Below are 20,499 nucleotides of genomic sequence, written 5' to 3'. Positions count from 1 at the left end.
GTTTTCACTGTGCGCTCGGGTTGACCTGTCGGTAACTTGCCTTACGATTGCGCGAATGAGTGTCCTGGTGTGTTTCCACGCCCATCCCGATGACGAAGTTTTCACTACGGGCGGCGTGATGAGAATGGCCGCCGACGCAGGTCACCGCGTCGTAGTCGTCACCGCTACCGACGGTGCTCTCGGTGAATTCCCCGACGGACTGTTGGACGAATACGAGACGTTGGCTCAGCGCCGCAGCCGTGAGCTCGAGGCGTCCACCGACGCGTTGGGTGCCAGTCGCGTCGTGTCCCTGCACTACCCGGATTCGGGGATGGTGGGTACGCCCGAGAACGAGAATCCGGAAGCGTTCTGCAACGTCGACGTCGAGAAGGCCGCCGAGCGTCTGGCCGAGGTTCTTCGTGAAGAGAACGCCGATGTCCTGACCATCTACGACCCCAACGGCGGATACGGCCACCCGGATCACATCCAGGTCCACCACGTCGGCGTTCGTGCTGCAGAACTCGCGGGCACGCCATTCGTCTACGAGGCGTCCACCAACCGCGATCACATGAAGATGCTGATGCAGGCCAACCCCGAGTGGACCGAGGAGGCGCAGCCGCCGGACATCGAATCGTTCGGGCTTCCGGCTGACCAACTCACCACCGCGGTCGACGTCAGTTCGGTGATCTCGTCCAAGCGCGCGGCCATGTACGCGCACGCAACGCAGGTCGGCGATTTCGGCCCGTTCCTCGAAATGCCGACGGAGCAGCTCGCCGCGGCATTCGGCACCGAGTGGTTCCGTCGTCGCAACGCGCCGGAAGGGCTGTCGGAAACCGCCCTGCCCCTGTGAGTCACCGCCCTCGATAAACCGAAGTCCCGACGGAGGTTTCGGCGGCTCGTTAACATCGGTAGGCATGGACCTCGAACAACTTGTCGCGAGCATGCCTTTTGCAGTTCACACCGGAATTCAGTTGGACAGCGCGGCACCCGAACAGGTTGTCGGCCATCTGGATTGGGACAGCCACCGCACCACCGCCGGCAACGGAATGCACGGCGGCGCCTTGATGACGCTGGCAGACAGCGTCGGCGCCGTCTGTGCATTCCTCAATCTGCCGCCCGGCGCAAGTACGTCCACCACCAGTTCGTCGACCGTCTTCACTCGCGGCGTGCGCAAGGGCACGGTCACCGCCACCGCCCGGCCACTGCACGCGGGGCGCAGCACCGTCGCGGTGGTGACCGAGATCCGCGACGACGAGGGCCGCCTCGTCGCTCAGGTCACCGCATCACAGGCAGTACTGGGATCGTGAAGCTTCCCGCGTACCGCGCCTCGGGTGCCACCCTGCCGTACGGCAATCTGCTTGCCTCCCATGACGTTGCGATGGAGGGTTACTTCTGGCGATTCACGATGCCAGACAGCGGACGGGTGGTGATCGCGCTCGCCGGAATCAACAAGGCCGACGGCGGCAGCTGGTCGACGCTCGGTCTCGCGGCACACCCAGGCGGATTCCTCCGCACTGCTGAGCATCCGAACGGATCGGCCGATCCCCGTATCCTGGGGGCCTACGCCGACAACGCTTTCCGCGGCAATGCCGATCGACTCCAGGTCGATTTCGGCGACAGTCATCTCGACGTACGCATCAGTAATCAGCGATTCTGGCCGCACCGCCGCTTCGGGGGGTCGAGTTACTTCCAATCAGTTCCCGCACTCAATCAGTACTGGCATCCGTGGCTGCTCGGCGGCCGGGTCGAGGGAAGCGCCGTCATCGACGGACAGAGCTGGGATCTCACCGGAGCGCAGGTGTACGGCGAGAAGAACTGGGGAAAGGGAGGATTCCCGGAATCCTGGTGGTGGGGACAGGCACAGGGGTTCACCGATCCTCGAGCCTGCGTGGCGTTTGCCGGCGGACAGGTCAGCGCCGGACCTCTGCGCACCGAAGTCACCGCCGTCGTTGCCGCGCTACCGGACGGAACGGTGTTGCGGCTGGGTAATCCTCTGACGTCACAGGTGGAGACGACGGTGTCCGACGATCGCTGGACGCTTCGGGGTTACAGCCGGAAGTGGAGCGTCGACATCGACGGGACCGCACCCATCGCCGACGCACACATACTTCCTGTTCCGATACCTGCCGAGCGTCGAAACGTGCCAGGAGCGCTCGAGCATCTCGGTGGAACGATGTCGGTCATCGTCCGGCGACGCGGCACCATCGTCTGGAAGGACAGGTCGAGGTTGGCTGCTCTCGAGCACGGCGGATTGGATCGGGCGCAGGCCGAACTCACTCGGCGGGAACAGCTCTCGCAAGATCGATGAGAGCGGAGGCCGCAGGATTCTTGCCGCCCGACGAACGCCAGACCAATTCCAGCCGAGATCGCGCCTCCGGTTCGAGATCGATCCGATGCAACTCCCCCACTGCCGACTCGGGAAGCACGGCCATTCCCAGCCCCTGCGCGGCCAATGAAACGATGATGCCGAGGTTGCTTGCCTCAAGCGCAACCGTCGGCGTGGTGCCGGCCGCGGCGCACGCGAAGTTCAGACACGTCCTGATACCGGTTCCCTCCGGCAGACAGATGACCGATCGCGTGGCGAGCTCGGCAAACGGTAGAGACGACACCTCGGCCAGCGGATGATCCGTTGCCACTCCGGCCACCAGTCGTTCGTCGGTGATCACCCTCGATTCGAGCCCTTCCGGCAGCTCTCCCGCCACCCCGATGACGGCTATGTCGAAGGTTCCGTCCGACACTCCGGCAAGCAGACTGCGCGAATCGTCCTCGGCCAGCGAGATGTCCAGGCCGGGGTGTCTGGTGTGCAACCGACTGAGCAGATCGGTCAGATCGGCGGAGGCACAGGCGGTGACCATCCCGACCGAAACGGAGCCGCGAACAAGTCCGTTCAGGGCATCGACAGCGTCGCGGGTGCTCTGAACGGAAGCAAGTGCAGCGTAGGCGTGTGGGAGGACAGCTCGCCCGGCGTCGGTCAGACGAACGGTTCGACCACTACGGTCGAGCAATTCCTGCCCCAGCTCACGTTCCAGCCTTTTGACCTGCGCACTCACACCCGGCTGGGCTACGTGAAGCCGCTCGGCGGCGCGAGTGAAATTAGCTTCCTCAACGACAGCGACAAAGTACTCGAGTTGCCGAAGTTCCATAACTGCTAATTCTAGCTGCGAGACAAACTAGATCTTGGACTTATCGCCGGTGCGGTAGAACGATGGAAGCATGACAACAACAGATGACGTTCAGAAGGCCGGAACCCCGGAAGACATCGCGAAGCTTTTCGTGCAGTTTGCCAACGCTGGTGACGCAGACGCCGTCGCCGCACTTTACGAGGAGGATGCGGTGATGGCCTTCCCTCCCGGATCCCTCACCGTGGGCCGCCAAGCCATCCGCGAGGTGATCTCTCAGATGCTGGCAGCTGCACCGAGATTCACCGTCGAGGAATCTCTACCGACGGTGATCAGCGGCGACCTGGCCATGACCTCGACCAAACCTTCCGACGGAACCGGCGGGCGCACGCAGGTCGCGCGCCGCCAGCCCGACGGATCATGGTTGCGAGTCTTGGATCGACCGGAACTCTGACTGCCCTCTTCGCAGTCAGACGGCCGACGCGCGGCGCATAGCCGCAGCGGGATCAGCAAACAGTGAGCTCAGTGACACGACCGTGGAAGCGTATTCCTGAACCCGATTGCCGAAACCGGTAATTCGAATGTCCTTACGCTCCAAGGAGGATGCCGTCGAGAAAGCCTCGGCGACATGGGGCACCCCGGCCGGATAGTCGGTGAATGCCTGACCACCCAGAATCACACGATCCGGGTTGAACAGGTCACGCAGCATCGCCACTGTCCGGCCGAGGACGCGTGCTCGATCAACCAGAAGCTCGTGTGCCGGAATGGAACCCGACGACGCGGCCCGGTAGACGTCCGCGATCGTGACACGCTCGCTGCCCTGGATCACGGCGCCCGAAGACAAAGCCTGCGCGACTACGGCGCGGTCACTGATCGTCGCTTCAAGGCAACCCACGGCTCCGCAGGTGCACCGTGCGGACGAACCGGTGGGGAGGTGCGCGATCGAACCGGGTCCGCTGGACGGCGTGTGCACTCGCCCTTCGAAAGTGATTGCGATGCCGGCAGTTTCACGAGCGTAGAAGTACAGGCCGGTAGTGCCCGGCGTCGGGGCTTCGGCACGGTCGGTGCTGAGCAGTAGTTCCGACGCGGCCATCGCCTCGACGTGGGCGGCTACCGATACAGGGAGATCCAAGCCGGCTCCGATGATGGACCCGACCTTGGCGCCCTTCCATCCCAGACGCGGGTGATCGACGACTCCGGTCGCTGAATCGACGCGACCGCCGATGGCCACGCCGACGGCGAGCGGACGACGCTTGTGCCACCGCGAGGCAAAGGATTTGGCCGAGCGCGCAATGGTGGCAAGCGCGACAGCAGAATTGGTGGCAGGCGTCGGAATCTCGACGGCGCCGAGCACCTTTCCACGAATGTCGCTGGCGATGATGCTGGTGACGACGGCACCGATGTGGATGCCGACTGTCAGATAAGGCTCGTGGTTGACCTCGAACGGAACTCGCGGACGCCCGATTGCTCCGGAGGCCGTCAGGTCCGCGCGTTCGCGCAGGATCCCGAGGTCCAGCAGGCTCGTGACCTGCCGGTTCACGGTGGCGATGCTCAGCCCTGATGCCTTTGCCGCAGTGTCACGTGAGAGCGGCCCACGGGATCGAGCAATGCGCAACACAGTCGCGGACGGACCGTCGGCGATGCGTAGTTCGGGCGCAACTATCTGGGTACGGGTCCGGGTTCCCGAGAGCGCGGTTCGCGATCGGATGTTCGGAATGGCGGAGATTGTGGGTGTCGACATGGCTGTCCCTTGCAGAAGGAGGAGAAGGCGCATATCTCTGTCGACCGAGAAATCAGCGTTTCCACTGGTCACACGAAGAAATAGACAGAAAAGGCGCAGAAATTAGCTGCAGAAAGAACGGCGGCGACAACACAGCTCTCGCGCCAGAGGCAGACGCGAACCAAGCGCAGCGGTCACATAGGTGACCCGCAAAGCGGCAGGCTGGTCGGTCGACATGGCTCCAAAAGTAGCAGCTTCACCGAGATTCACAAATCAGGTGCGGTAACGATCACACTGAACGCAACCCTGTCGGGGCGAAATCTCGCGTGTTTGGGTGGGCACACTCCCCACGAAAGGTGCACCATGTCTACAGCTTTCGCCAAGCCGACCCTCACGAATTCGGCATCAACGAACGGAGCGGCCGTTGACGCCGCTCGCGGCACTGTCACCACCCTCGGCGCGCATATCGGCGCCCGAATCGACGGAATCACTCTCGGCGGGCATCTCGACCCGGCGACGATTTCCCTCATCCGGCAAGCACTTCTCGAACACAAGGTGATCTTCTTTCGCGGGCAAGACCACCTCGACAACGATTCGCAGTACGAGTTCGCCCAGCTGCTGGGTACCCCGACCACTGCCCACCCCACCGTGAAGTCGCACGGCGCAAAAGTTCTGCCCATCGACTCGGACCTGGGCAAGGCCAACAGCTGGCACACCGACGTCACCTTCGTCGACCGCATCCCCAAGGCTTCGATCCTGCGCGCGGTGCAGCTACCCGAATACGGCGGTTCCACGACGTGGGCGTCGGGGGTAGCCGCCTACAACGGACTGCCGGATCCGCTCAAGGCGCTCGCGGAGAACCTCTGGGCTCGCCACACGAACGTCTACGACTATGCGGCAACCAGCGCCGAGCGGCTCACCGAAGATCGCACGGCCGCCTACCGCGAGGAGTTCCAGTCCACGTACTTCGAGACGGAACACCCGGTGGTGCGGGTCCACCCCGAAACCGGAGAACGCACGCTCGTCCTCGGACATTTTGTCAAGAACTTCGTCGGGTTGAGCACCGAACAGTCGAACGGTGTATTCAAGCTCTTGCAGGATCACGCCATCAAGCTCGAGTACACGACGCGGTGGAACTGGGAAGCGGGTGACGTCGCGATCTGGGACAACCGCGCCACCCAGCACTACGCGATCGCCGACTACGACGATCAGTACCGGCGTCTGGAGCGCATCACCCTTGCCGGCGACATCCCGGTCAACATCCACGGGGAACGAAGCCGCAGCATCGCCGGCGACGCTTCCGAATACTCGATCATCGAAGGCGCCTCGACTCTCCCATGACTTCACCGGATTCCGCCCCTCCTCCGCACGCCCGCGGATACGAAGGCTTCGAGGGTCGAATCGGCCGCACCGCAGCCGATTCGACCCCGTCGTGGCCCACCTCCACGACCCCGATTCCCGGATCACCCAACATCGTCGTGGTTCTGATCGACGACATGGGGTACAGCGACATCGGGCCGTTCGGCTCCGAGATCGAGACTCCCACCCTCGACCGCCTTGCCGCGCAGGGCATTCGGATGACCAACTACCACACGACGCCCCTCTGCTCGCCGTCGCGCGCAGCTCTTCTCACCGGCCTGAATCCGCACCGCGCCGGGTACGGTTTTGTCGCCAACGCCGATCCGGGCTACCCCGGACTGCGTCTGGAATTGGCCGACGACGTCCAGACACTCCCCGAAATCCTCCGCGGCGCGGGCTATGCGACCTATGCCGTCGGCAAGTGGCACCTCGTACGCGACGCCAACCTGGCCCCGGGACGAAGTCGTGACTCCTGGCCGACGCAGCGCGGTTTCGATCGCTACTACGGCTCACTCGAAGGCCTCAACTCCTTCTACTATCCCAATCAACTGATCTCCGACAATTCTGTGGTCGACGTGGACGAGTACCCCGAGGGGTACTACCTCACCGACGATCTGACCGACAAAGCGGTCGGGTACATCAAGGACCTCCGCGCCCACGATCAGGACAAGCCGTTCTTCCTCTACTTCGCACACGTCGCCATGCACGGACCGTTGCAGGCCAAGCCTGCCGACCAGGAAAAGTACCGCGGCCGCTACGACGAAGGGTGGGATCGAATCCGCGAGTCGCGGTTCGCCTCTCAGCTCGTGCAAGGCCTCTTTCCGGAAGGTACGCAACAAGCACCGCGAAACTCCGAACCCGGCTTCGACGTCCCCGAATGGGAATCACTCACGCCGGAAGTGCAGTCCAGGTTCGCCCGCTACATGGAGGTGTACGCGGCGATGGTCGACTCGATCGATCAGAGCGTCGGACGCATCGTCGACACCCTGGACGAACTCGGCGAGCTCGACAACACGATCATCGTCTTCACCTCCGACAACGGCGGCACCGCCGAGGGCGGTTCGGACGGGACCCGAAGCTACTTCGCACAGTTCGCGCATATTCAGGATCCGGACTGGGTGGGCGATGTCCCCCACGACGAATCCCTCATCGGCGGACCTGAATTGGGCGTCCACTATCCACGTGGATGGGGACAGACGTCCAACACCCCGTTCCGGTTCTACAAAGGGCAATCCTTTGCCGGCGGGATCCGTGTTCCTTTTCTCCTGTCCTGGCCCGCTGGATTGAAACCCGGAGCAGACGACAACGGGATTCGCGACCAGTTCGCGTACGTCACCGACCTGACCCCTACGCTGCTCGAACTGGCCGGAATCGACGCACCCAGTGTGCGAAACGGGCTCCCGGTGAAAGAGTTCGACGGGGTGTCTTCCGCGTCCGTTCTGCGTTCGTCTGCCGCTCCGAGCACTCACACCGAGCAGTACACCGAGATGACCGGCAACCGTGGCTACTACAAGGACGGCTGGAAACTGCTGGCTCTCACCCCGGCGGACATCGACAAACCGCACTGGCAGTTGTTCGACGTCCGCACCGACCCGACCGAGCTCGACGACCTGGCATCACGGTTTCCCGACAAGGTTCGCGAACTCGCCGAGGCCTGGGACCACTCGGCGTGGGCGAACACCGTGTTTCCTCTACTCGGCAATACCGTCGGCGCGGTTCGCCGTCCGGAGGAAGGAGCACTCTCACGCCCGGTGCGACTACTTGCCGGAACGCCCCCGCTGGAGCGCTACCGCTCATCCAAGCTGATCGGGTTCCGCGACTTCGACATCACGGTCGAACTCGACGGTTACCGCGAAGGTGACGCCGGTGTCCTTGTCGCCCATGGCGATCCGCAGGGTGGGTACCTTCTCTACGTCGAGGACGGGCACCTGCATCTCGGGTACAACGCGTTCGGTTCCTACTCCGTTGTCGACGCCGGACCGCTGGCGCTCGGCACCGAACGCATCGAGCTGTCGGTGACGGTGGTACCGCGGTTGCGTTGGGATCTCCACGTCAGCGTCGACGGCATTCACGCGGGCCAGCTGCTCGGGCAAGTACAACTGGTGGGAATGGCGCCGTGGACCGGTATCTCGGTCGGTGTCGACGCCAGGGGACCTGTGTCGTGGGAGGTACGACGACGCCATGGTCCCTTCCGGTACAGCGGCGCGCTGCGCGCCGTCACCTACACACCCGGTCGGATACAAGTACCGCGTCGTCACATCGAATCCATCGAACGGGAAGCAGAGTATGCCGCCGACTAGCCCTACGATTGCATCATGACCATTTCTTCCGATGCCCGCATCGCCGTAGTCACCGGAGCCAGCTCCGGAATCGGTGAGGCCACCGCCCGCACCCTGGCAGCTCAGGGATTCCACGTCGTGATCGGTGCTCGCCGCGTCGATCGTCTCGAGAAGATCGCCGAGGAAATCGGTGGTACCGCTCTCGAACTCGACGTCACCGACGAGGATTCCGTCGACGCGTTCGCGGCCGTGGTCCCACGTGTCGACGTGTTGGTCAACAACGCGGGTGGTGCAAAGGGTCTGGCAACAGTCCTGGACGCCGATCTGGACGACTGGCGGTGGATGTGGGAGACCAATGTTCTGGGCACGTTGCGTGTGACGAAGGCACTGCTGCCCAAGCTGATCGATTCGGGTGACGGTCTGGTCGTGACCATCACCTCGGTGGCCGCGCTGGAGGCATACGACAACGGCTCGGGCTACACCACCGCCAAGCACGCTCAAGCCGTCCTTCATCGGACATTGCGTGGTGAACTGTTGGGCAAGCCCGTTCGACTGACCGAAATCGCGCCGGGAGCCGTCGAGACGGAGTTCTCACTCGTCCGGTTCGAGGGCGATCAGGACAAGGCCGACAAGGTGTACGAGGGAATCACACCGTTGGTGGCGCAGGACATCGCCGAGATCATCGGTTTTGTCGCGTCGCGGCCGTCACATGTGAACCTCGATCAGATCATCGTCAAGCCGAGGGATCAGGCAAGCCCCGGTCGGTTCCACCGCACCACCAGCTAGTTCGAATCGTTCTGACTAACCAGTGCGAATCACCCGGTGCAGGACGAGGCCGAGATTGCGTGCAATCTCGGCCTCCGTCATTTCCGTGGAAGCGCTACGGGCACTTACGGTTTCATCAGCGGTGACGATGTACCGACCATCTCCGGCATAGTCGTACCAGTGGAACGTTATGCCGTCGTCTGTCGGTCTGCTGTCCACTGCTCCTCCCGGGTATGTGGTGACTTCACCGATCGAGGTCCGCTCTCGGCCGAAGAATCTGCTCACTTCCTCGCTCCCGCGCGCACCGGCGGCACTGCTCAGGAAGCTCGCTCTACCGGAAGTTTTCGGCCTTTCGATGCTCACACCACGCTCCGATCCAGCGGGGCAGGTCGGCAGGTGATCGACGAGCATCCGTGGAATTGCCGATGGGCGTACCACGGTGAAAACCACGTCGGAGCCACAGTCGACAGTCCTGCCGGGCAGTTGAGTCAGGAGCACCCCCAGGTCGCCGGCAACAACGCCGTGCAATCGCGTCACCGTACTCATGTTCTGCCCGTGAAAACCGGAAACCTCAACGCGAGCATCAGGATTCGCAAGAGCACCGAGAACGTGATGCAGCCGATCGTCGAGCAACCAAGCCAGGTGTGCTCCCGCTCGACGTCGCTCTTCTGTCAGCTCGTTCATGGTTTCGGCCGTCGGACGAAACCGCAGCGGGTACGGGAGTCGGTCACGTCCGACCGCTTCCCAGAGAATCTGGAATTCGAGGCCGGTGAACTGCCACTGCATGGTGGTCATTCGCCCAGCACCGCCGGGGAGACCATCGGTAGGTCGCCGACCAGGGCGTTGCCGTTCTCGACTGTGACGAGGTAGCCGGGGGTGTCGTGAACGTTGTCTTCGTCTTGCCCTTGCCCTCGTCCCGGTGCCATGCCGCCGACGCCACCCATCGCGCCCCGACCGCTCTGCGCGCCCGTCGCCGAGGTACCGCCAGCTCCGTTGACGCCCCCACGTCCGCCACCGGCGAGGCCACCGGTGCCGCCAGGGCCGAGGGCTCCGACTCCGGTTCCGCCTGGCCCGAAGCCTCCGGTACCGATTCCACCAGCAGGACCACCACCCGAACCGCTACCTACCAGGCCTGACGGCGTTCCGGAACCAAGCTGAGCGCCATTCGGAGTTGCACGAGCTAGGCCATCTGGCGCTGCACCGGCGGACAGTGGACCGGCATGTGCCGCCGTGGTCCCGGCCGGGTCGGAACCGGTTCCGGATCGAACTGCATCGACGTTCGGATTCCCTTGGGCATCAACGCCGCTACGGTTGTCACCATTTCCGGTATCGGTGCCGGACGGATTCTGACCGGAACCGTGTCCGGGCGGGTTTGCCCCGCCGGAGTTTCCACCGTCCGCTCCCCCACCGACTCCGCCACCCGATGTAGATGGCGTGCCGAGCCCGTTTCCTGAACCCGAAAAGTTCCCGCCGTCGGCACCACCACCACCGAATGCGCCGCCACTTCCAGCCCCGCCACTTCCAGCCCCTCCATCGCCGGTGACCGGATTGAATGCGGCCGGGAGGATCGGCACCTGATCGTCCGCACGCTTCATGGACGGCAGATACACGTCCTTCATCACCTGGCGCGCTTGACGTTCGGCTTCTTCGGCTTCGTATTGGGCCTGCTTCCATGTAGCCCCGGGAACCATGCTGAGAAACCTCTCGACCGTCGAGGCGCCGTCGGGGGCCGGAATCGAGCGTTTGGCCTCGTCGAGTGCGATCTTCGCCTCCTCGATCTTGTTCGAGATCAGATCGACCCGCACCTTCAGCTCACCCGCATCAGCCGAGTAGGCCAGCACTGCTTCCAGCGCAGCCGAGCCGCCGCGCCCCTGCCAGCCTTCGGTGATCGCACCGTTCACGTCGTTCTGGAACTTCCCGATGCCGGCTTCGACCCGGCCTGCAATGGCCTTCCAAGCCTCACCGATCGCACTCAGGGTTGCCGGATTCATCTCGTTGACGTGGTCGAAGATTTCGGAGTGCGACATCGCATCGAACGGATCGTCGTCCACGATTGCGTGTTCGCTGTACTCGAGCGACGACGTCTGGGCGGTGAGGGCATCGCGCTCACCCCAGGCTCGTGCGCGCTCCACATCGGCGTCGACGGTCGCAGCAGCCATCTCGTCGTCGAACGCGCCGCGGTCGTCGGTTATGGATTGCACCAGAGCAGATGTAGCGATTGCGCTCGCGATGGGAGTGCCGACAACTGGCAATGCCGCCACGCCAGGAGGCACGGCCTGCGTCGCTTCGGAGATTCTTCCCAGCACGTCTTCCAGAAATGGAATGCCCACCGCTGTCCCCCTGAAGTCGAAAACCCCCGTCGGACTCCCCCGAGCCGACAGCACTTACCTGTACAGACGCAAGCAGAGCCCGGACGGTTCCCTCATCCACGGATTTACCGCAGTACAGAGTTACGGCAGTGCCGACATCGACTTCCAGGTCGGCAGATCGATTGCCCAGTCGTAGATGTCGCCGTCCGCAGGAGACAGGTCGATCGACGTGCCGGTCACCTCTACGGGGTCACCGTAGAGGGCGGTTCCGAAGTATTCCTGCGCGTCGGATGTCGACAGGTTGATGCAACCGTTCGTGACGTTCGACGAGCCCTGCACCCCGGTGGTCTCAGGATTGGCGTGGATGAATTCGCCGTTGTTGGAGATGCGCACAGCCCAACGCTCGCGCACGTTCTCGTAGAACGGCGGATTGGACATCATGAAGTCTTCGTACTTCTCCGTCACCATGTGAATGCCGCTGCGCGTGACGTTGCGAGGTTCGTTTCCCTCGCCGTAGCTGACGGGAATGTCCATGATCGTCTGACCGTCGCGCACCACCTGCATGCGGTGGCTGGGCGCATTCGCCTTCACGATCTGGCTACGACCGATCGTGAAGTCGAGCGTGAGATCCTGGTCGCCGAAGGCGCCACCGCCGTAGTTCAAGCCGTAGAGCTTGGCGTCCAGATGGACAGTCGTGCCCGGCACCCAGTAATCGGCCGGACGCCAATGGGCCCGCGATCCGCCGTTGTCGTCGGCCAGCCAAGCCCACGATCCGGCGGTGGGCGGCACGGTGGTCACGACAAGCGCCTTCTCGACGGCCGCCTTGTCGACGACGGAGTTGTCGAACTGCAACGTGATCGGTGCCGCGATACCAACTTCTTGGCCGTCGGCGATGTTGAGGGTGGCGCCGGTGGTCGACTCCGGGGCAACCGTCGTAAAGCTCCCTTGGACTGGCACGGATTTACCGTCGGTCCCGGTTGCCGAGCCCGACCACGAATACGTGGTGCCGTAGCCGAGTGCCTCACTGACGGTGAACGATGTCTTGTCAGGCGACAATTGTCCTGCAACGGCTTTACCGGCTGCGTTGCTGAGGCTGACGTCGGACAGCGTTCCCTGGGTCACCGCCACCGAGACGGGAGCGACCGGGCTGACATCTTTGGTGCCGGGCGCCGGCGTCGACACCACAGTCGCCACCGGTGCTGGTTCGGCGGCCGCCGCGCCGCCCTGTCCGTCCTTGCCGCCGATCGTGCAGCCGACGACGGCCACCATCACAGCGAGCAATACAGCTACCAACGCAACAAGACGCGAACGACTTCTCCTACCACCCAGCTCATGCACTTCAACAGGCTACCTGCGGGCTCTGTCAAGAATCAGACGGTGCAGCCCACAGTTACCGGTTCCGGTTCCAGGTGGACACCGAACGCGGCTTCGACGCCGTCGCGCACTGTCCGCGCGAGCGAGACCACATCCGCGCTCGTTGCCGACCCTCTGTTGGTCAACGCCAAGGTGTGTTTGGTCGACAGCCTGGCCGGTGCATCTTCGCCGGGATAACCCTTCGAGAATCCGGCCCGTTCGATCAACCATCCGGCCGAGAGCTTGGTTCCACCACTGCCGGGGAACTGCGGCACGGTGACGTCGCCGAGCTGTTCGGCGATTGCTTCGAGCACGGCAGGCAGCTTGTCGTCGGGCACCACGGGGTTGGTGAAGAAGGAACCCGCGCTCCAGGTGTCGTGATCGTACGGATCGAGGACCATCGCCTTGCCTGTCCGAAGTCCCAGAACTGCCTCACGGACCTGCGACGCAGGCAACCGCGCGCCTTCTTCTGCCCCCAGCGCGGTGAACAGTTCGCGGTACGCGAGCGGGGCACTCAGTCCGTCGGTCGACGCATCGAATTCGACGGCGAGAACCACTGCTGCATCGGAATGCTTGAGAACGCTCGAACGGTAACCCAATTCGAGTTTCGACGGTTCGACCCACGACACTTCGCCACTGCGTCGGTCGAGCAATTGAACCCGCCGGAGCCGCGAGCCCACCTCGACGCCGTACGCGCCGACGTTCTGCACCGGCGTCGCACCAGTGGAGCCCGGAATCCCGGAGAGACACTCGAGGCCACCCAACTCCGCGGCGACGGATTGACCGACTACTTCGTCCCACACCGCGCCCGCTTCGGCGACGACGCGGCCCGTGTCGAGGCTCACGGTGGTGTTGGCCACACGAACGACAACTCCGTCGAATCCCGAGTCGGAGATCACGAGATTGGATCCGCCGGCGAGAATCAGCGTCGGGATCTGCTCGCGATCGAGCAGCGTCACGACGTCGATCAACGACTGCGTCGTCGGACATTCGGCGAGCAGCCGCGCCGGTCCCCCGATTCGGAGCGTCGTCAATCCCGACAAGTCAACGTTCTCGGACACGAAAGCGCCTGATTCCACGACGCGTCTGCCAATGGTTACGTCCCACACATCGATAAACGGTAGCCTCCACAATCGTGAGCCGTCGCATCGAGCATTCGTCGAAGTACACAGTCCCCGCCGAGAAGGTCCATGAGGCGGTGACCTCCGAGCAGTACTGGCGCGACCGAATCGTCGCTGTCGGTGGTCCCGGCGCAACGATCGAAGAGCTGACCGTTCGCGACGAGACCGTCGCGGTCACGATGTCGCAGATCATTGCCGCAGAGCATCTCCCCAGCATGGTGTCGAAAGTCGTCAACGGCGACATCGTCATCAAGCGCAGTGAAACGATGGCGCCTTTCAAGGACGGCAAGGCCACCGGCACCTTTTCCGCCCACGTCGACGGCGTTCCCGCCCGTGTCGAGGGCACGCAGGTGCTGACAGGTGACGAGAACTCCGCCACTCTCGAGATCGACGGTGAGGTCGAGGTCAAGATCCCGTTCCTCGGCGGAAAGATCGAAAGTGCGATTGTCGACGAGGTTGTCCGGCTCATCCAGGCCGAACAGGACTTCACCCGGGAGTGGATCACGAAGTAAAACCCTGCGAGCGGCGGCAGTTGTGGATACAGCCGATTTGGCTTGTCACAGCGTGTAACCGGTATTCTTTACGATCATGGCTCGCCGCATCGACTACTCCGCCCGCTATCAGCACTCCCCCGAGCAGGTCTATGCGGCGCTGGCGGACCGCTCGTACTGGGAGGCCCGTGTCGAGGAGATGCGCAAGCATTCCGAGAACCATGTGGAACATTTCGAGGTCACCGATTCCGGAATCGATCTCGTGCTCCACCACATTCTTCCGCGCACGGATTTGCCTGACATCGCTCAGACGGTGATGAAGAAGGATCTTGTCATCACTCGTAAGGAGTCGTACGGCGCCTTCGGTGACACCGTGACCGGAACGTACGAAGCGTCCATCCCGGCCGGGCCGGGGAGTTTGTCCGGCACCATGGAGTTGTTCGCGACCGATACCGGGTCCACGCTGCGAACCACGTCCGAGGCCAAGGTCTTCATACCGTTCATCGGCGCGAAGTTGGAGCAACTGATGCTCATCAACCTCGTAGATCTGTTCCGCACCGAAGCCCAGGTCACCGCGACCTGGCTCGCCGCACGCTGAACCCGGCGTGAAGAAAGCTCCACCCCCGAAGATCGAGGGGGTCATCACCCGTGGCACGACGGGAATCAACAGACTGCGACGTAGTGACCGGTGGATCGTGCACAACCGCACTATCGCGCACGCCCTGAACAACGCGACCGATCCGTTGATCGTCGACCTCGGGTACGGGGCGAGGCCGGACACCACCTTCGAGATGGCAAGCCGCCTCACCGCTGTCCGGCGGGATCGACGCGTCATCGGGCTCGAGATCGACCCCGCCCGCGTGGTCGAGAGTCGTGACGGTGTCAGCTTCGCCCGTGGTGGATTCGAACTTGCCGGTCTCACACCCGTCTTCGTACGCGCCTTCAACGTGCTCCGGCAGTATCCGGAGGAGGCTGTGGACTCTGCGTGGGCACACATTCAGTCCGGTCTCGCACCGGGCGGGCTGCTACTCGACGGAACCTGCGACGAACTCGGGAGACGTTGCGCTTGGGTGCTTCTCGACGCTGATCGTCCATTGACCCTGACACTGGCCTGGGATCCCTTCGACATCGAGCGCCCTTCCGACATCGCGGAACGTCTCCCGAAGGCTCTCATCCACCGCAACGTTCCCGGTGAGCCGATCCACGCGTTGCTCAGCGCGGCCGATCGAGCCTGGGCCACCGCCGCGCCGCACGCCTCGTTCGGACCTCGCCATCGTTGGGCTGCCGCATTGGAAATTCTTCGGGCGCAAGGAATTCCCGTGCAGCCCGCGCGGCGACGTCTTCGTGACTGCATCCTGACCGTGCCCTGGCACGTCGTAGCGCCGAATCCCTGAACTCATAGACGGGAAACGCCCCGCCGCGGAGGTGTTCTCCGCGGCGAGGCGTCTGTGTGCAGGCGTCGGGCTAGGACCCGAAGATGTTTTCCAGGCTTCCCAGTGAACCGGTCGAACTGCCGCCGTTGCCGGGATCCCCGCCGTCGGACGCTGCCGTTACCCTGACAGTGACTGCGGCCTGGGTCTCGGAACCGAGATAGCCGTCAGTTCCACTGAACACCGCGGTGATTCGGCGATCTCCGAGTTCGGTGAAGGTGTGCGAGAGCGTGGCCTTACCGTTCACCACGGCAACCGGTCCACCGATCGGGGTGGTTCCGTCCATGAACTGGACCGTTCCTGCGCTGAGCGTAGGTACCACTGCCGCAACGAGATCAACCTTCGCGCCCTTGACCGCTGACGCCGGAGCGCTCACGGTGATGGACGTTTCCTGATCCTCCGCGGCCGGAGCCGTGACCGAAACCGACTGAGCGGCCGAGGTAGAGGTGAGGAATCCTGTTGCACCCGAGTAGACGGCCGTGATGTCGTGCGTACCGACGCTCGCGAACTCGTGCATGATCGACGCCTTGCCCTCGACGACCGGCACCGGCGAGCCGAGATTGCCCGAGCCGTCCTTGAACTGCACTGTGCCGCCCACCGGCGTCGGCGTAACGGTTACGGACAGACCAACTGCCGTACCGGTTTTTGCATCCGCCGGAACGGTCAAGACCGTCTGGGTCTGCTGGTCGGTGGGAGCCGGCGCCTTGACGTTCACGGTCTGGGCGTTCGATGTCGAGCCCAGGTAGTTACCCGAACCCGAGAACACTGCGGTGATGCTGTACTCACCCGCCACGTTGAAGATCGGCGTGGTTGTCGCTTTTCCGGTTGCGTCCACGGGAATCGGGGAGCCCAGATCCCTGCCACTTTCCTTGAACTGCACGGTGCCACCTGCAACACCGGTCGAGACCGAGGCAGTGAACGACAATGTCTCTCCGGTCGAAGCGGTCGACGGGCCGACGAGGGTGGTCGTTGTGTTCTCCTCGACCACCACCGGAGCGACTGTCAGCGCATGCGGCGCTGACGTCGAAGTCTGGTAGACACCGGAACCGGAGTACACCGCCACGATCGAATGCGCTCCGACTGCATAGGAATTCGTCAGCGAGGCTTTGCCGTTGGCATCGACGGTAACGGCGCCGCCGAGGTCGGTTGCACCGTCTTTGAACTGCACCGTGCCACCCGCCGGAGTGGGCGACACCGTAGCCTCGACGGTCACGGACTCACCTGCAACTGCACTTGCGGGACCGGTGATCGCGGTTGCAGTGCTCTTGTCCGCTTCGGACACGACGACGTCGACAGCCGACGACGTGGAGGTCGCCACCTTTGCATTACCGAGATACTTGGCCGTCACGCTGTGGGTTCGGACGTCAGCCGGTGTCCAGGCAAGCGTTGCAACACCATTGGCGAGCGCGCCCGCACCGACCTTGGTGGCACCGTCGAAGAACTCCACCGAATCACCGTCGGCACCACCGGTCACCGTCGCGCTCAACGGAACAGGTTGTCCCAACTTCACGCCACTGGTCGGTGACAGCGTCGTCGTCGAGACGTTCTTCTGAACGTTGATCGACGGACCACGACCATTCGTCGTGTCGTCAACGAACACCGTGCCGTCGAAATGCACCGTCGTCGACAAATCAGTACCACGAGCACAATCCGCACCGACGCGATACTGGAATTCGAACGTCTTGACGTCACCACCCCACATCGGCCATTCCGTAGCACCCGCACTCAAACGAACAGAATCAGTAGCCACCTCGTTGACACGGAACGCACTACCGTTCACCGTCGCCGAACCATCGACATACGTCATACACGCCGGATGAAAATCGCGCACCGCATACAGATTGTGAACCGCGGCAGTTCGCTTGAACACCGTCTTCGACGTGATCACATCACCCTCGGACGGCGTCCCGTTACTGATCGTCCGAGTCACCTTGTACCCGTCGGAATTGAACTCCGCCGTCACCGGAGCCGCACCAGCAACCCCGACACCCGCAACCACCGCGAAACCCGCAGCAACAGCAAACACACTCAGACCTGCAACTGCACGACGTGCAGAACCTACAGACATAGATTTTCCTTCTCGAGAAGTGAGGGATATGGGTGATGCCCCACCACCTGAAGCGGGCGGGGCATCACCGGGTATCGATTGCTAGGAGCCGAAGATGTTGCCGAGGCTGCCGAGCGAACCGGTGCCGTTGCCTGGTTCTTCACCGTCGACGGGTGCGGCGATCTGGACGGAGACCTGATCGGACGATGCCGTCACCGTGCCGGCGCCCGAGTACTCCGCCGCGACAACTCGCTGCCCTTGAGTTGCGGGCTTCCACGAAAGGCTGGCCTTTCCGGATGAATCGACCGTGGCCGTGCCGATGACGGTCTCGCCGTCCTTGAAGGTGACTGTGCCACCCGCATTGGCGGGGCTGATTTGAGCGGAGATCGTCTGGGCAACGCCGACCTGGCCCGCTACTACGCTGAGATCTGTTGTGGAGCTTGTTGTTCCGGCGGGCTGTTCGGCGACTGTCACATTCGCGGTGGTACTCGACCCGGTGACACCGGATCGACCGGCGAATACGGCTTCCACCGTCTGTGCACCGGCGACCGTCGGAACCCAGGCATAGGTCGCTTCACCGTTGCCTGCCACCGGCACCGAAGCGAGCACCGTTCCGCCGACCTTGAACGTGACCGTTCCACCGGTGCCCGACGCGGACACAGTCGCTTTGAGATTGGTCGACTTGCCGACCTGCGCGCCCGAGATCGGCGCCAGAGTCGTGCTGGACTGAGCATCGGCCTGCGAAACGTTCACGATCAGCGCTGCCGAAGCGGAGCCGACGGCACGCGCCGTGTCGGCGAACTTCGCTGTGATCGAGTGGTCTCCACGGGTGGTCGGTGTCCAGGCAAGTGTTGCAACACCATTGGCGAGGGTACCCGCACCAATCTTGGTGGCGGCGTCGAAGAACTCCACCGAATCACCGTCGGCACCACCGGTCACCGTCGCACTCAACGTCACCGGCTGCCCCACCTGAGCGCCACTGACCGGTGACACGGTGGTCGTCGACACGTTCTTCTGAACGTTGATCGACGGACCACGACCATTCGTCGTGTCGTCAACGAACACCGTCCCGTCGAAATGCACCATCGTCGACAAATCAGTACCACGAGCACAATCCGCACCGACGCGATACTGGAATTCGAACGTCTTGACGTCACCACCCCACATCGGCCATTCCGTAGCACCCGCACTCAAACGAACAGAATCAGTAGCCACCTCGTTGACACGGAACGCACTACCGTTCACCGTCGCCGAACCATCGACATACGTCATACACGCCGGATGAAAATCGCGCACCGCATACAGATTGTGAACCGCGGCAGTTCGCTTGAACACCGTCTTCGACGTGATCACATCACCCTCGGACGGCGTCCCGTTACTGATCGTCCGAGTCACCTTGTACCCGTCGGAATTGAACTCCGCCGTCACCGGAGCCGCACCAGCAACCCCGACACCCGCAACCACCGCGAAACCCGCAGCAACAGCAAACACACTCAACCCACCGACAACACGACGAACACCACTCACGGACATCCAGATCCCTCTCGACAACGGGGCAGACAGGCGTCCAGGACAAGCGTCCGTCTGCTTTCGATGCCGTGACGTTATCCCATTGACTGTAAAGTAACTACGCTTTTCGCAGATTTAGTTCATCGGCGACATCGCCGAACTGCAGTAACAGTGGGCTGAACGTCCCGCACCGCACATCTGGATGCGTTCTTACCTGCGCTAAAGACAAAACAGTCGCCCGAAAATAGCGATTTACAAATCTCTGATATCGGCGTCATATTCGATTTCGGGCGTGATGCCAGAAGGTCGCAGGAGCCTCGAAGATCTCTCTCGGCTACAGGCTTGCGGCCAGAGCCAACTCGACCCGAACAGCAACGTCGACGCTCGCGTTCTCACACGAGAGATACAGCTCGTGCGCGTCCAGTCGACCTATCGCGACCGCATCGGCGACTACTTCGTTGAGCAGGACTTGAGAAATTCCACCGGAAGCGAGGTCGTGCACGGTACGCAAAGGCGTGGTGATGCGGATGGGCCCGATCTGTTCACACTCGTCGTCCGCGAGCGGCAGTCGGTGCAGCGCTACCTGGCGGGTCGGCGCCGCGAGAGGGTGCGCAACGGAGAGGTGAATGAAGCGAGGTTGCAGGTGCCCGAGGCCATGCAGATCTGCGGCACTGTAGTGCGAGACGGTGGCGCTACCGGCGAACCACGTGCACCACTTCGCGAACTCGTCCAAGGCGGTATGTCTGACGCGTTCGAGGCGAAAAAGCCCGCGGCACTCACATGTCCATGTTCCGGATTCCGTCATTTCTTCCATCAACGCCAGACCGAAACCCAGTTCGGATGCCTGGAGAGCCGTGACAAATCCGCACTGTCGCAGCGCCAGCAACTCGAGTGATTCGTAGTCCGAAGCCATGACCACCTCCGGTGACCGTCGAAAACGCCGTTTCGAACAGACTACGGGCGAGTGTGTCGCGCATCACAGGAATGAGGAAGTGCGTATTCACAGAGTTCGTTCAGA

At 63.0% G+C, this 20,499-nt stretch carries 19 protein-coding genes; 10 read left to right on the top strand and 9 right to left on the bottom strand.

Annotated features, from left to right (window positions below):
* The first annotated feature begins 55 nt into the window (after window positions 1-55).
* The 3 genes from ATN38_RS16455 (at window position 56) to ATN38_RS16445 (ending at window position 2,287) form a co-directional block, all read left to right on the top strand.
* Window positions 56-829 (top strand): PIG-L family deacetylase, encoded by a 774-nt coding sequence (locus tag ATN38_RS16455; protein ID WP_003942001.1) that lies wholly within the window; start codon window positions 56-58, stop codon window positions 827-829.
* 64 nt (window positions 830-893) lie between these two features.
* A complete protein-coding gene (locus ATN38_RS16450) occupies window positions 894-1,286 on the top strand; it encodes a PaaI family thioesterase (RefSeq protein WP_058227471.1) in 393 nt (130 codons plus the stop codon).
* Window positions 1,283-2,287 carry a tocopherol cyclase family protein gene (locus ATN38_RS16445; protein WP_007735336.1) on the top strand — a complete coding sequence of 335 codons (1,005 nt, stop codon included), beginning with the start codon at window positions 1,283-1,285 and terminating at the stop codon, window positions 2,285-2,287. Before ATN38_RS16450 ends, ATN38_RS16445 begins: the two co-directional genes overlap by 4 nt.
* Here the strand turns inward: ATN38_RS16445 and ATN38_RS16440 are convergent.
* Window positions 2,253-3,122, bottom strand: a complete 870-nt coding sequence (locus ATN38_RS16440) for a LysR family transcriptional regulator (protein ID WP_063314780.1) — start codon at window positions 3,120-3,122, stop codon at window positions 2,253-2,255. The genes ATN38_RS16445 and ATN38_RS16440 overlap by 35 nt on opposite strands.
* Window positions 3,123-3,192: 70 nt before the next feature.
* Here ATN38_RS16440 and ATN38_RS16435 point away from each other — a divergent pair, with 70 nt between their 5' ends.
* Complete coding sequence (locus tag ATN38_RS16435) at window positions 3,193-3,552, top strand: nuclear transport factor 2 family protein (RefSeq protein WP_054187841.1); 360 nt, start codon at window positions 3,193-3,195, stop codon at window positions 3,550-3,552.
* A 15-nt stretch (window positions 3,553-3,567) separates the two neighbouring features.
* On the opposite strand, the gene ATN38_RS16430 is transcribed toward ATN38_RS16435, so the two are convergent.
* On the bottom strand, window positions 3,568-4,839 hold the full coding sequence (locus tag ATN38_RS16430) for an ROK family transcriptional regulator (protein ID WP_074447122.1): 1,272 nt from the start codon (window positions 4,837-4,839) through the stop codon (window positions 3,568-3,570).
* A 342-nt stretch (window positions 4,840-5,181) separates the two neighbouring features.
* Between ATN38_RS16430 and ATN38_RS16425 the strand changes: the two genes are divergently transcribed.
* From ATN38_RS16425 to ATN38_RS16415, 3 genes are read left to right on the top strand one after another with little or no spacing between them, the layout of a single operon-like run.
* Entirely contained in the window at window positions 5,182-6,159 is a 978-nt protein-coding gene (locus ATN38_RS16425; RefSeq protein ID WP_042452972.1) for a TauD/TfdA family dioxygenase, read from the top strand.
* Window positions 6,156-8,477: an arylsulfatase gene (locus ATN38_RS16420; protein ID WP_054187842.1), complete on the top strand. Its 2,322-nt coding sequence runs from the start codon at window positions 6,156-6,158 to the stop codon at window positions 8,475-8,477. Before ATN38_RS16425 ends, ATN38_RS16420 begins: the two co-directional genes overlap by 4 nt.
* Window positions 8,478-8,492: 15 nt before the next feature.
* On the top strand, window positions 8,493-9,242 hold the full coding sequence (locus tag ATN38_RS16415; protein ID WP_003942076.1) for an SDR family NAD(P)-dependent oxidoreductase: 750 nt from the start codon (window positions 8,493-8,495) through the stop codon (window positions 9,240-9,242).
* 15 nt (window positions 9,243-9,257) lie between these two features.
* Here the strand turns inward: ATN38_RS16415 and ATN38_RS16410 are convergent, their stop codons facing one another.
* From ATN38_RS16410 to ATN38_RS16395, 4 genes are all read right to left on the bottom strand, one after another.
* Window positions 9,258-10,016 (bottom strand): ESX secretion-associated protein EspG, encoded by a 759-nt coding sequence (locus tag ATN38_RS16410; RefSeq protein ID WP_054187843.1) that lies wholly within the window; start codon window positions 10,014-10,016, stop codon window positions 9,258-9,260.
* Window positions 10,013-11,551, bottom strand: a complete 1,539-nt coding sequence (locus ATN38_RS16405; RefSeq protein ID WP_058227468.1) for a hypothetical protein — start codon at window positions 11,549-11,551, stop codon at window positions 10,013-10,015. Before ATN38_RS16405 ends, ATN38_RS16410 begins: the two co-directional genes overlap by 4 nt.
* Before the next feature lie 120 nt (window positions 11,552-11,671).
* A complete protein-coding gene (locus ATN38_RS16400) occupies window positions 11,672-12,868 on the bottom strand; it encodes an Ig-like domain-containing protein (RefSeq protein WP_042452959.1) in 1,197 nt (398 codons plus the stop codon).
* A gap of 32 nt (window positions 12,869-12,900) precedes the next feature.
* Window positions 12,901-13,944, bottom strand: coding sequence for a UDP-N-acetylmuramate dehydrogenase (locus ATN38_RS16395; RefSeq protein WP_208689755.1), 1,044 nt, complete (start codon window positions 13,942-13,944; stop codon window positions 12,901-12,903).
* A gap of 74 nt (window positions 13,945-14,018) precedes the next feature.
* On the opposite strand from ATN38_RS16395, the gene ATN38_RS16390 reads away from it, so the two are divergent.
* From ATN38_RS16390 to ATN38_RS16380, 3 genes are all read left to right on the top strand, one after another.
* Window positions 14,019-14,516 (top strand): DUF2505 domain-containing protein, encoded by a 498-nt coding sequence (locus tag ATN38_RS16390; protein ID WP_042452956.1) that lies wholly within the window; start codon window positions 14,019-14,021, stop codon window positions 14,514-14,516.
* A 76-nt stretch (window positions 14,517-14,592) separates the two neighbouring features.
* Complete coding sequence (locus ATN38_RS16385; RefSeq protein ID WP_007735352.1) at window positions 14,593-15,093, top strand: DUF2505 domain-containing protein; 501 nt, start codon at window positions 14,593-14,595, stop codon at window positions 15,091-15,093.
* 7 nt (window positions 15,094-15,100) lie between these two features.
* Window positions 15,101-15,889: a hypothetical protein gene (locus ATN38_RS16380; RefSeq protein ID WP_007735354.1), complete on the top strand. Its 789-nt coding sequence runs from the start codon at window positions 15,101-15,103 to the stop codon at window positions 15,887-15,889.
* 70 nt (window positions 15,890-15,959) lie between these two features.
* Here ATN38_RS16380 and ATN38_RS16375 read toward each other — a convergent pair whose 3' ends face one another.
* The 3 genes from ATN38_RS16375 to ATN38_RS16365 form a co-directional block, all read right to left on the bottom strand.
* Window positions 15,960-17,993 (bottom strand): Ig-like domain-containing protein, encoded by a 2,034-nt coding sequence (locus ATN38_RS16375; protein WP_065352114.1) that lies wholly within the window; start codon window positions 17,991-17,993, stop codon window positions 15,960-15,962.
* 81 nt (window positions 17,994-18,074) lie between these two features.
* Complete coding sequence (locus ATN38_RS16370; RefSeq protein WP_256931864.1) at window positions 18,075-19,505, bottom strand: Ig-like domain-containing protein; 1,431 nt, start codon at window positions 19,503-19,505, stop codon at window positions 18,075-18,077.
* Window positions 19,506-19,815: 310 nt separating this feature from the next.
* The gene (locus tag ATN38_RS16365) at window positions 19,816-20,394 is read right to left on the bottom strand and encodes a hypothetical protein (RefSeq protein WP_003941523.1); all 579 of its coding nucleotides are present in this window, start codon (window positions 20,392-20,394) and stop codon (window positions 19,816-19,818) included.
* Between the last annotated feature and the right edge of the window lie 105 nt (window positions 20,395-20,499).

The organism is Rhodococcus sp. FH8, from assembly GCF_019266085.1.
GTDB lineage: Bacteria > Actinomycetota > Actinomycetes > Mycobacteriales > Mycobacteriaceae > Rhodococcus_F > Rhodococcus_F qingshengii.
The sequence above is the reverse complement of the archived record's forward strand: the minus strand, read 5'-3'. Positions and strand labels throughout refer to the sequence as shown.